We start from the raw sequence: 12,159 nt of genomic DNA, 5'->3' as shown, positions 1-12,159 counted from the left end.
CGACTTCCCAGGCGCCCCGGGCCGACAAGGCCCGGGGCGCCTGTCGTTTCCCTCCCGGGTCTGGCCGCTCCGGGGCATCCACCGGACCCACCACGCAGGAGGAGCCCCACCATGACCGCGACGAAGACCCACACCAGCACCCGCACCACCGCCACCGCCACCGAGCAGACGGGCGCCCGCACCGAGGACGCCGCGTCCCTGATCACCGACGCCCGCGACCGCATCGACGCGCTCGACGACCGGATCATCGGTCTCGTCCAGGAACGGATGGCCGTCTCGGCGGTGATCCAGCAGTCCAGGATCGCGTCCGGCGGCCGACGTGTGAACCTCTCCCGCGAGATGGACGTCCTCAGCCACTACAGCGACGCACTCGGCAAGCCGGGCACCGCACTCGCGATGACCCTGCTCGAACTCTGCCGCGGCCGCGTCTGAGCCCTGAGGTATAGGGCTCAGGGCGTACGGCTCGGGCGTACGGCTTGCGGCGTGCGACTTGGGGCGTACGGACCTCCCCCGCACCCACGTTCGCCCCCTTCTCACCCGTACGGCACCGTGACCGCGCGCCAAGGGGCTTCGTTGGTCCGGGTGTCCGTGTCATCCAGGGGCGGGCCCGAAAGAACCACGCGTGGCTTCGCTGGGGCGATGAGACGTGCGGCCCGAGCTCATGGCTCGTACCGAACGTCGTGGGACCTCGCTCCAGAGCGTGACCGGACGGCAGGGGACAGCAGCCCGGTCACCTTGAGAAAGACGGTCGGTTCCGGGGACGCCCGGGGCCGACCGGCGGTCACATTCCCAAGACCTCCCAGGACTGGCACAGTCCGGCCAAGGCTGGCTGAAACGGTTGCGCAGTCCGCGGATCGTCCAGCACGATGCCCAAGAGAGACCTGCCATGGGTCGAAACCACCGACGCGCCCCCAGCGCGCCGGGGCGGCGCCGACCAGCGACCCACCACACCAGCGGCGCTCCCCCTCCCCCCTCCAGCGCCGCTTCGCAGCACCGACGCTGCCCTGACGTCGGTGCGCAGCGAAGGGCCCCGCGATCCACTCGCGGGGCCCTTCGCTCGCTCTACGCACCCAGGTCGGCCTGAACAACCAGAGCAACCAGAATGATCAGCCCGCGACCTTCTCCAGCTTGGCCATCTGCGCCTCAACGATCGCGGCGGGCGTCTCGGTCTTCCCCTTGCCCGTCACGTTCATGCTCGAGAAGACCACCAGCGTCGAGCCGCTGCGTACAACGGTGAACGACCTGGGCACCTCCTCGCCATCGTTGTCCTCGATGAGGTGGTACGCGAGGGACTCGTCCCCCAGCTTGGGGTCGGGCTGGGTCTTCACGCCGACGAACGCGCCCTCCGCCTGGTCGAACTTCTCGCACTTGTCCAGCGAAGTGCGCAGCCCGTCAAGCCCCTTCTTGGCGTCGGCCTGCTCCTGCGCGAGCAGCGCGACGAAGTTGAAGGCGGTGAGCTTCTTGTCGCCGAAGGTCCGTGCGATCCTCGCCTTCGGCTTCGTTCCCGTGGAGAACATCACCATGTCGGCCAGCGGCTGACAGGCGTCGTCGCTCGCGGGAACGGACTTCGTGGGCCACTCCTCGTCGGGCATGTCCTCTACCTCGTAGCCCTTGACGTCACCCGCGCCGATGATGGCCTGCTTCAACTGAGCGGCGCTCAGCACCTTCGCCGGCGGCGAGTCGTCCCCTCCCTCGCCGTTACTACCACCACACGCGGCAGTGAGTCCCAGCGCGGCAACGACAGATGCGGCCAACACGGCACGCGAAACAGCTGACTTCAACGCTTCACACCCTCAAGGTCCGGGCGCACTCCCCGTGCGCCGCATCTCATCCAAGGCCGCGACCAACCCACTTGGCCAGTGACACCAGATAACGATCAAGCTCTCGCGGCGGCGCGGTCACACACGCAGCCGAGAGGCGTGCGCGTACGCACACACGTACACGTACGCCTCTCAACTCAGCCGAATCAGCCCGCGACCTTCTCCAGCTTGGCGAGCTGCGCCTTGATGATCGCGTCCGGCACCTTCAGGTTCTCGACGTCGAGCATGTCCATCGCGCGGAAGCCGACCACGGTCGAGCCACTGCGCACGACGGTGTAGGACGTCCCCATCTTGTCGCCCTCGATGTCACCGACCATCTGGAACGAGACCGACTCGTCGCCCAGCTTGGGGTCCGGCAGCGCCTTCACATCGGAGTACTGGTACTCGACGTGCTCGTACTTGGTGCAGTCCTCGGTCGCCGTGCGCAGATCGCCGATGACCTTCTCGGCGTCGGACTGCTTGTACGCCATCAGCGCGACCGTGTTGGCCGTGGTGTTCATCAGGCCGTCAGGAAGCAGCGTCCGCCCGACGCGCGCATCGGCCCCGGGCCGCGTGGCGAAGAAGAACAGGTTCGCCAGCGGCTGGCACTTCTTGTCCGACGCCGGAATGAAGATCACCGGCATCTCGTCCTTCGGCGTCTTGACGACCTTGCTGAAGCCCTTCACGTCCCCCTTGGCGAGGGCAGCCTCCTCCAGCTCATCAGCGCTCAGCGCTTCCGCCTGGGGCTGAGGCTTGGGCTTCGCCGCCTCAGTCGTCTTCTCCGCCGAGGGCTTGTCCTTGCCCTCGCTACCACTGTCACTACCACCGCACGCCGCGGTGAACCCGAGCGCGGCCACCACGGATGCGGCCATGACAACGCGCGACACAGATACCTTCAACGTTCCCACTCTCCTGCTTGCCCCTCGGCTAACCCAAGGGCCCAGCCAAGAGAAAAGCAGATCCCACCCTCCTGACCAGCGATTTCACGTAACGATCAGGGTTCGTCGGAAGGTTGCCCCGCGATGATCACAACCGCACAACAGATGAATCGCGGACGCATCAACACCCCAGAGGCGCCAGCCACAGCCGGAGCCCCCCCCTCTTCCACCCCATTGCACCGTGGTGCAAAATCCGAGGTGGCGAGGAGGAACCAGAACATGCGCAGGGCGCGAAAGCGAAATAAGGGGATCAAGGCGCACAGACCGCCCTCCCCCACCCAGCAGCCCTCTACCCTCCATCACGCCACCTCACCCCCCGCACACCCCTCGCACCACCCCCAGCACCACCTGCGCACCCGCCTGAAGCGCCACCTCTGGGGGCCCGCGGAGTACACCGGCAGCCCACCCCGCTGGCTGTCCAGGGAAGGCGTCGTGGTGTCCGCACTGTCTACAGCCGCGATCATCACAGCCGGGGCCGCCGGAGCGCTCACGGGCACCCCTGTGCTGTTCTCGGGAATGATCGGCGTACTTCTCACCCTCAGCCTCGCGATCTACCTGATCACCACCAGGGCGGGCCACCTGCTGGTAGCCGCGGTCACCATCCTGGGCGTCACCCTCGCACTACAGTCACCAGAGGTGGCAGCCGAAGCGGTACTGGCCAACCGGGGCGAACCCCAGACGGCCACGGTCACTTCGATCGCATTCGGCACGGCAGCACACTGCTCGGTGGCGGCCCAGGACGGCAGAATCGTCCGGACCACCATCACCCGCGGCTGCAGCCAGACCACCCGGCCCGGAGACGCCATCGGCATCATCTCCGACCCCAAGGGCCACCTACGCCCAAGAGGCGCGGGCTTCTCCGAATCCCTGAACCGCTCCCTCGCCAAAACCACCGGCCTGGCCCTGGCCCTAGCCTCCCTCTGCTACCTCACGGTCATCCGCTCCTACCGCCTCCCACGCCCACGCCCGCCCCGCTAAGCGGGCTCGGACCTTGAGCCTGCCGCACCGGCTAACTCCCCGTCGTAGCTAGGCATCCGACTGATGCGCTCGCTGCGGCCGACAGCCCCGTCGGCGACTACCTCACGTACTGACTGAACAACGTCGCCGTCCACCAGTTGCGCTAGAACACGCACACCCGCTACACCGACTATGTCCGCCTCCACCTCGTCCCCGGCCTTGGCAAGAAGAAGCTCGCGCGGCTCACCGCACGCGACGTACACGCCTTCCTCGACGAGCTCCGCACCACCTACCAGTGCTGCACGCTTCCGGCTCCTCGTGGCAACTGAGGCCCGCCAGTTCCTTCAGGCAGCCAGCGGTGACCGGCTACACGCGCTATACGAACTCGCCCTGCGCACCGGACTCCGCAAGGGCGAACTCCTCGGCCTGCGCTGGGAAGACCGCGACCTCGACGGCGGCACCGCCACCATCCATCGCTCGCTCCAGCGGACCCGCAGCCAGGGTCTGACTGTCTTGAACACCAAGACCCTGGCCTCCGAGCGCCGCATCGCCCTCCCCACCGAGTGCCTCAGCTCCCTCAAGATCCATCAGGAACGGCAGCAGGAAGAGCGCCAGGCGGCCGGAACGGGCTAGACGGACAACGGGCTCGTCTTCACCACCTCGAAGGGCAGGCCGCTCGACCCCACCAACCTCACCCGCCGCTTCCGCCGCCTCCTCCACAGCGCAGGGCTCCGGGCGATCCGCTTCCACGCCCTCCGCCACTCGACTGCCACCCTGCTCCTGGAACAGGGCGTCGATCTCGTCGTCATCAAAGAACTCCTCGGCCACGCCCACATCGGCGTCACCGCCGGCGTCTACGCGCACGTACGCCTCCGCTTCCAACGCCAGGCCATCGACACCCTCGGCAGCATTCTCGGCCCGACCGACACCCCGGACGATCCGCCCACTGCAGCCGTCGTCCGCTGACGTTGCCGTCACCGTTGCCGTCAAAAGGCTGAAGAGCCCCACCGAAATAGGAATTCGGTGGGGCTCTTCAGTCGCATGCGGGCCTGACCTCGATATCAAAGATCAGTTATCGAGATTCACCTTCACTGACGGGGCGCAACACAGACCGCAAGCGGTCAATCGCAGCCTGGGCCTCAGATCTCTCCTCAGCATCAACCCAGCTTCGCCAGAACCAACCGTCTGCGGGCAATGCCACTTCCAGCGCTTGGACAGCAGATGACGCCAGGGCCTGCGCGATTGGTTTCGCTAGCCATTCTGTGATTCCCGGATATTCCTCGTTCCAAGCCAGAGAGTGCCCAGCAGGGATATTTGCCGCAACCACCGCCGCAGCAGCCATCACCTCCTCTGGCAGTACCGAGGAAGAGGAGCTCCCACCCCCCTCAACAGCGGAACGGAACGTGCTCTGCACGACCGCTAGCCGCTGCGGAGCCGACTGTTCTTCCAGCTCATCGAGGAAGTCCTCAGCTGTGTCGCTGTCGAACGGACCTGAACCCCAGGTTCCCATCACTAACTCCAGTTAGAGGCTTACGGTAGGTACCCGCCGCTAGGAACTTCGATTTCTGGGTCTCTTCGGTTAAGGAGAGTTCCACCTCTCGCCTTAACGCCCTCCATCATAGTCTGCTCCATACGACGGATAGCCGTCTTGCTTGTACCAGCAGGCAGAGTGAAGTAGGTGACATTAACTACGTCATCCGACGTGTATCCAGCCTTGCGGACCGCATGCTTGGATCGCATCGACTTGTTCACTCGTTCTCTAATACTTGACGTTGAGCTTCCTACGTACTTCGTTCCGTCATTGAGATGAATGGTGTAGATGCCTGGCCCGGTAGGCACATCGAATTTCGTACCCGGCCCGCAATTTGAGTTGTGCACGAGGACCGGCGTCTCGCCTGCCAGCACATAGTACGTGTGGACGCCCTCAATGGTGAGGTTGTAGGTGCGCTGATCGTCTTTGTATTGGCGCGTGGCGGTCACGGTGACGGTGTGGCCGTCGTCCGTGCGAAGGGTCATGCCGGGTTGGAGGTCTCCGGCTTCGATCCAGTCCTGTTCGGAGACTGCCCAGAAGGGGTGTTCGTGGGTGGCGACGAGGGATTCCGGCCCGTCGGGTGTGGTGATGGTGAGATCAGTGAAGTACTTGTCGTCGTTGGTGACGATGGTGGCGGTGACGTCGCGTTCGCTGGTCTCGCCCGTTTCGGGGTCAGTGGCCAGGACTGTGTCGCCGAGTTCGATGTCCTCGATGTTCTTGGTGGTGCCATCGGCCAGGAGGACGTCGGTTCCGGCGAGGAAGCACATGCAGCCGCCGGACTTCTTCCCCTTCTTCGCTTTATCTGCCCCCTTTCCTAGCTTGAGGGCTTTCGCGCCCTTGGCGGGGGTCGGCAGGTCCAGTGCCGCCCATCCGCAATCTGACAAGTCCCCTTCGCCGAAGCACCCCTTCCACGCCTCGGTGTCCACCACGAATGGCTTGACGTGCTTGTTCAGCAAATCAAAGAGATCCGGGGTCGGTTCGTAGTAAGTCATCTTCGAATCGAGATGCCTGTCTACGCTTGGGCCGTAGCCAGACTGCGAGCAGCCCCCGCCACACCTATATTGCTTGCGCGCCTCTGCGCCAGCCGCCTGCGTAGCTGCCGCCTGCGCGCGGTTAGCGGCTCTAATTATCGCCGTAGTTGCCTGCATTTTGACTACAGCTTTGCTGTAGCCGGGTTCGTTGCCGCCGTGGGCCCTGCCCTTACTGGAGCGGGCGCCGCTGGAGTCGGTGACAACACCGCTGCCGCAGCCCTCCATGGCGCCGCCGCGTCCGCCGCAAGCGAGGCCGAGGCCGGTGGGATCGGTGTAGGTGAGGGGGTTCTGGGCGGCGTAGGTGTAGCCGTTGAGGGTTTGGGAGTGGTCGAGCTCGAGGAGGGGGTCGACGGAGAGGAAGCGGGCGGTGGTGGGGTCGTACTCGCGGGCGCCGAGGTGGGTCAGGCCGGTGCTGGCCGTGTCGTCGGTGCCGCCGATGAAGCCCTTGGTACCGGGCCAGGCCTCCGGGGTCTCGCCTCGGGGGGCGCCGAAGGGGAGGGTGCGGCGTTGGGTGAGGGCCAGGTCGGTGGCCGTGATGGCGAGTTGGCCGGTGCCGTTGGGGTCGGCGGTCGTGAAGCTGACCGTGCCGTCGTCGGCCTTGATGGCCTGGTGGCCGCCGCCTAGCGGGGTGTAGCGGGTGGCCTTGGCCTTCGTGGCGCCCTTGGGTAGGACGACCTCGGTGTGGCCGAGGTAGAGGGTCGTTTCGGTGGGGGTACGGCCGATGAGGCGGTTGCCTTCAGCGTCGTACAGGTACTCGGTGATCTTGTCCGGCTTGCTCTCGACCGGCTGCGTGGCCTTGGCGAGGTGGCCTTCGGCGTCCCAGGCCAGGGTCTGGGTGGTGCCGTTCAGGGTGCGAGCGGTCGTGTTGCCCGCCTTGTCGTAGGTGTAGGAGTCGCGGGTGCTGGTGCCGCCGGGGAGCTGGCTGGTGACCGAGGTCAGGGTGTGCGGCTGGGCCTGGCCGGAGCCTGGGTAGGCGTAGGTGCGCCGGACGTTCTTGGTGGTGTCGCCGCTGGTGTCGTGGAGGGTTTCGGTGAGGCGGTTGCCGACCTTGTCGTAGGTGTAGGAGTGGTGGTATGGGGCTGGGCCGTCGATGGTTGCGGTGCTACCGGTGGCTGCGCAGGTCTTGCTCCCCTGGGTCCAGGCTTCACTCAGGCGGCGCAGATGGTCGTAGGTGAAGCACTGAGTGTCGGTACCGCTACGAGACACGTCCGACGCGGACAGGATGTTGCCCACCTGGTCGTAGCCGTAGGTCGCGTACTGGTCGACACCTGCCTGGTCCTGGCGGTCGACCCGGGCGGTCTTCAGACGCTGGGTGCCCCACTCGTAGGTGTTAGTGGCCCAGGTCTTCTTCCCGTCGGTGGCACCCAGTTCGTACTGAAGCGGCTTGCCGGTCAGCGAGTGGGTCACGTCCGCGCGGATACCGCCGCCGAACACGGCGGTCGGGCGCAGAGTCTCGTCTTCGTAGGAGTAGTTGTAGCTGCCGCCCGGCAGAGACCCGGCCGCCGAGTAGGAGACCGCGCCTACCAGGCCGGAGGTCCGGTAGGCGGTGCCGGTCTGGTACGTGCCCGCCAGGGCGCCTTCGGCCTCGGGGATCACCACCGCGGTCTTGACCGGCCGGTACAGGCGGTCGTACTGGGTGACCTTTGAGGTGTAGGCGTTGCCGCCGTCGTAGCGGGTGGCCTCGGCGAGCTGGCCCTTGGCGCCGGTGATCGTGTCATACACCCACTTCGCCCGCAGGGGGCCCGTCTTGCTGTCCCTACGAAGCTCGGTCTGACGGCCCAGGTCGTCGTAGACGCTGGCCAGGGTGATGCCGCGGGCGTCAGTGGTGGTGAGGACCTGGCTGCGGTCGTCGTAGGTGCTGGTGGTGGTGCCCTTGTCCGGGTCGGTGGCCTTGGTCTGCCGTCCGAGTTGGTCGTAGGCGTAGGTCCAGGCGCTGCCCTCCTGATCGGTGACCTTGGCCAGCTCGCCGCGCGGCGTGTAGGCGCGCTTGACGGTGTCGAAGGCGGCGGTCACGTTACGGGAGTGGTGCTGGCGGACCTCGGTGGTCTGGCCCCGGGCGTCGACCAGGGTGGTGGTGGCGATGCCGCCCTCGGGCGGGATGACGGTAGTGCGGTCCCCGCCGTGGACGGTCCTGGTGACGCCGAGTACGGTGCCGCCGTCGCCGTTTCCGGCGATCAGCTTCTCCTCCACCGGGCGGCCGAGGCCGTCGTAGCTGGTGCGGGTCTGGGACTCCACACTCAGCGCGTCAGCTGGCGTGAACAGGCTCCGGCTGGGTGCGCCCTGGGTGTAGTACGGGGCGAACGTCTTGGTGACCTGGCCGCGCTCGTCGTAGAAGACGTCGGTCAGGAGACGGCCGCCGTCCGGCCCCGGGCTCTGGCTCTGGCGCTCGCGCAGGAACCCGTCATAGAGGGTGTAGGAGGCGAGCTGGCCGCCGGTGTTGTTCAGTGTCTGGGTACGGACGCTGACCGGTTCACCCTCGTTGACGTAGTACGTGAACTGGTAGCTGGGGGTCTGGCTGGTGCGGCGGTCGGCCAGCCACACCTTGTCCGAGCGTCCCAGCGCGTCATAGGTGAACGTGGTCCGCTTGCTGTTGCTGTCGACCGTCACGGTGGGCTGGCCGCGCAGCGGGTCCAGTTCGGTGACCGTGGTCTGGGCCGTTGTGCTGTCGCCTGCCTTGGCGGGCGGGGTGGCCTCGGTGAGCTCGGTGGGGAAGCCGGTCTTTGGGCTGTAGGCGGTGGTCGCCGTGCGGCCGTCGGTGCGGGCGGTGCGGACCGGCGTGCCGGTGTTCGTGGCCGTGACGTTCGCCGTCAGGTCGGTGGTGGTCAGCGTCCGGCCGTAGCCGTCGAAGGTGGCGCCGGACTCCAGGTAGGTGCCAGTGGTCCCGTCATGCTTCTTCAACGTCGCGGCCGCGGTGGCGTCGCCCTTGGTCGGGGCGACGTTGTAGGCGGCGCCGTCATAGGCGGTGCGGACGTCGGACAGGACGTGCTTGGACCGGTCGGGGGTGACGGAGCACCGGACAGCGACGGTCTCCACCCGTGAGGGCAGGGTGAGGATGTTCTTGGTGGTGTTGGTGGCGTAGGTGGTGCGGGTGCACCGATTGTCGGCGGAGGTGGTGTTGTCGGCGAAGTCGTCGACCTGGATGACGCGGCCCGCGACCGTGTCGTACTTCGTCGAGGTGGAGGTGACCCGCCAGTTGGTGCCCGCGCCGTTGTCCAGGGAGGTCCAGGACTTGGAGTGGGAGGTGCCGGTGAGGTTCGCGGTGAGAGTGCCCCAGTCGCGGACCTTCTTGCCGGTCTCGTGGTACCAGGGGCGGCTGACCGTCTTGCCCAGGACCTTGCCGTCGGGCTTGTCGAAGGACACGGTCCGGTACGTGAATCCGGCCGCCGACTCGTGGTCGGTGATCGGGTCTCCCTCGGCGGCATCCAGTGAGACGGTCACGGTCTTGGTGCCGCCGCTGGTGTCCTTGCGGTCGCCGTGCATGCCGCGCAGGAAGTAGGAGTCCTGCTGCGACTTGAGGGCGGTCGCGCCGCCCTGGCCGCCCGTCTTGACGCGGACGTGGCCGTAGCCGCGCCACTGGGACCAGGTCTTGAACTTCTCCTTGGTTAGGCCGTCGTCATCGTCGTAGTGCCAGGCGGCGCCGCCCTTGTACTCGTAGACAGTCTTGTTGTCCGGGGCGCCGCCGGTGCGGTCGGTGGTGACCGTGGAGGTGACGACGTACTTGTTGAACCACTGCCTCTCCTTGTCCGCGGTGTCCGAACCGCCGATGTACTGCGGGAAGCAGCGAGTGGTGTTCGACTCCGGGGCCGGCAGGGCGTCCCAGGTACAGGCCGGGGGCGAGTAGTTGACGTCGACCTGGCCACCGGACTCGTCCGCGATGGTGGACAGGCGGGCCTTGATGAACGGGGCGTAGCCGTCGCCGGTCTTGTCCAGGCGGTTGGCGAGCTGGGTGTAGGCGAAGGTGGTCTTCGGCAGGGTCACCGTAGGTTCGGCGGTGTGGCCGGTGCGCTGCACCGAGTCCAGCAGCAGCTGGTAGTCGATGTCGGCCTGGCCCCAGCGGTGGCCGAGCTTGAAGGAGTCGACCTTCGCGTACGTGTCACCGTCTCGGACCTGAGTGGTGACGCCCGTGAGGCGCTTACTCGTGAAGAACACCGGGGACATCCGGCCCTGGTCGCAGTCCTCGGTCGCCTTGCAGTTCAGGTCCCAGGGAGTGTCGTACCAGTAGAACGCGTCGTTCTCGATGGATGTGCAGTCGGTGCTGGCGTTGGGCAGGCAGCGCTCGGCAGTGGTGAAGTCGACCTTGGCCAGCGGCTTGGTGCCGTACATGGACGAGGACTTCAGGCCGTACTCGATACGATCCAGGGAACCTCCGCGGGTGTAGCGGGTGTTGTCCTTGGCCTCCAGGTTGCGGCCGTAGGAGTTCTTCTCCTGGTCGTAGTAGTAGGCCACCGCGTTGGCGCGGGGGTCGACCACGTAGTCCAGGTTCCAGCGCCAGGCCTGCTGGCACCAGGAGTCCTTGAAGCCTGAAGTGGCGTGGCAGGGCTCGCCGGAGTTGTTGCCGAAGACCGGGACGGCCCAGGTGGAGTTAGTGGTCGCCTTGCCGTCGGCCCAGCCGGGCAGGCGGTTGTAGCCGAAGTAGTAGCGCACGCCGTTCGGGTCGGTGAGGCGCCAGTACTCGCCGTTGTTGTCGCCGTTGCCGCGGTTGGTGGACTTCAGGCGCTTGATGCGGCTGCCGTCGTCCTGCTGGAACTTGAACTCGTCGCCTCCGGCCGGGACGAGCTCGCCGCCCTTGCCGTTGAAGGTGATGAACGCATTGTCGTAGTCCCAGCACAGGTCGCCGGGCTTGTTGCCGTCGGCGCTCTCCTCGCCGTCGTCGGCGCACGGCTTGTAGCGGCGCTCGATGTAGCCGGGCCACAGGTCGAAGCCGTCACCGACCCAGGAGGACTGGTTGTTGGTGGTGCCGGTGCGGCCGTCGATTGCCCCGGAGGAGTAGGACAGACCCACGTTCGGTTGCAGACCGCCGGGCACGCCGGGCACCGGGATGTCGTAGGACCAGGCGAAGTCACCGGTGTTGAGGTTGGTGTTCCACGTCGCGGAAGGGGACAGCGAGGTCGCGGTGTAGTCGCTGTTCTCGCCCTCCTCCGCCGCGACGGCCGCCAGCACCGTCGGTGCCGAGGCTCGCAGCGCCACCCCGTCCGTGGTCAGGGTCTGCTTCTCCGTGTCATTGACCGTCGGCACCGGCTCACTGGTACGGCACTCAGGCTTGCTCGGCTCGTCCAGGACACAACCCGGAAGCTCGACCAGGGTGAGCCGACGGGCGTAGCCGCCGCCAAAGGCTTCGGCGAAGGAAGAGTAGTCGACCATCGCCTGTGCCCTACCCGGCTTGTCGCCCTTCCTTTCCCCCGGCTCCAGGGCGAACAGCACACCGTTCACTCCGGCGCGCTCGGCCGCCTTTCGGCCCAGGACCCGTGCGGAGACCTTGCCCCGCACTGGCGTCTTGGCCGCCTTGACGTCCTCCGGCGCCCCCAGCGCCAGGGGCAGCCCCTTCGCCTTGCGCGGCGTCGGCGCGTCAGCGGCCTTGGACGAGGCCGCCGGGACCGTCACGACCGCCGAACCGGCCTTGGGCCACTTCGCCTTCGGCTTCTCCGTAGGCGCCTTAGGCCCCTTGGCCAGCTTGCGCGGCTCGGCCTTGACGCCGTCCCGGCCCTTGACCGGATTCTCCGCCGAGGGCAGGTCGGGGCGGCTGTTGCCCGTGGGCTCCGCCGTCGCTGTTGGTGTCACGATGGCCTGCAGCAGGGTGCCGACCATCACCGCCGATACGCCCAGGGCGACCCGGCGCCGCAGCGCGGAGTACCGCCGGGGTCTGGATATGCCGTTCATCGTGGAGATCAATCTCTCGGTGGAGG

6 protein-coding genes and 1 pseudogene are annotated in these 12,159 nt (G+C 66.9%); 3 read left to right on the top strand and 4 right to left on the bottom strand.

The genetic code is table 11. The features are described 5' to 3' along the window. Positions 1 to 111: 111 nt before the first annotated feature. The gene (locus GCN81_RS07705; protein ID WP_156723021.1) at positions 112 to 432 is read left to right on the top strand and encodes a chorismate mutase; all 321 of its coding nucleotides are present in this window, start codon (positions 112 to 114) and stop codon (positions 430 to 432) included. A 674-nt stretch (positions 433 to 1,106) separates the two neighbouring features. On the opposite strand, the gene GCN81_RS07700 is transcribed toward GCN81_RS07705, so the two are convergent. Further along, positions 1,107 to 1,646 carry a hypothetical protein gene (locus GCN81_RS07700; RefSeq protein ID WP_156723019.1) on the bottom strand — a complete coding sequence of 180 codons (540 nt, stop codon included), beginning with the start codon at positions 1,644 to 1,646 and terminating at the stop codon, positions 1,107 to 1,109. 320 nt (positions 1,647 to 1,966) lie between these two features. Beyond that, entirely contained in the window at positions 1,967 to 2,686 is a 720-nt protein-coding gene (locus GCN81_RS07695) for a hypothetical protein (protein ID WP_231626460.1), read from the bottom strand. 270 nt (positions 2,687 to 2,956) lie between these two features. On the opposite strand from GCN81_RS07695, the gene GCN81_RS07690 reads away from it, so the two are divergent. Beyond that, a complete protein-coding gene (locus GCN81_RS07690) occupies positions 2,957 to 3,715 on the top strand; it encodes a hypothetical protein (RefSeq protein ID WP_156723015.1) in 759 nt (252 codons plus the stop codon). Positions 3,716 to 3,783: 68 nt separating this feature from the next. Beyond that, positions 3,784 to 4,660: pseudogene (locus GCN81_RS32245) on the top strand (tyrosine-type recombinase/integrase); the annotation flags it as partial. Positions 4,661 to 4,766: 106 nt separating this feature from the next. On the opposite strand, the gene GCN81_RS32950 reads toward GCN81_RS32245, so the two are convergent. Both GCN81_RS32950 and GCN81_RS07670 read right to left on the bottom strand, forming a co-directional pair. Further along, a complete protein-coding gene (locus GCN81_RS32950; RefSeq protein WP_156723013.1) occupies positions 4,767 to 5,204 on the bottom strand; it encodes a DUF4259 domain-containing protein in 438 nt (145 codons plus the stop codon). A 20-nt stretch (positions 5,205 to 5,224) separates the two neighbouring features. Further along, the gene (locus GCN81_RS07670; RefSeq protein ID WP_231626457.1) at positions 5,225 to 12,133 is read right to left on the bottom strand and encodes a polymorphic toxin-type HINT domain-containing protein; all 6,909 of its coding nucleotides are present in this window, start codon (positions 12,131 to 12,133) and stop codon (positions 5,225 to 5,227) included. Positions 12,134 to 12,159: the final 26 nt, after the last annotated feature.

The sequence above is a fragment of the Streptomyces apocyni genome (assembly GCF_009739465.1).
In the GTDB taxonomy this organism is placed as follows: Bacteria; Actinomycetota; Actinomycetes; order Streptomycetales; family Streptomycetaceae; genus Streptomyces; species Streptomyces apocyni.
Note: the sequence above shows the minus strand (reverse complement) of the source record. Positions and strands in the feature narration are given on the sequence as shown.

Bases quoted from the DNA above. Each gene is read 5' to 3' on its own strand.
- GCN81_RS07705 (WP_156723021.1), top strand. From the start codon at position 112: ATGACCGCGACGAAGACCCACACCAGCACCCGCACCACCGCCACCGCC.
- GCN81_RS07690 (WP_156723015.1), top strand. From the start codon at position 2,957: ATGCGCAGGGCGCGAAAGCGAAATAAGGGGATCAAGGCGCACAGACCG.
- GCN81_RS32950 (WP_156723013.1), bottom strand. From the start codon at position 5,204: ATGGGAACCTGGGGTTCAGGTCCGTTCGACAGCGACACAGCTGAGGAC.
- GCN81_RS07670 (WP_231626457.1), bottom strand. From the start codon at position 12,133: ATGAACGGCATATCCAGACCCCGGCGGTACTCCGCGCTGCGGCGCCGG.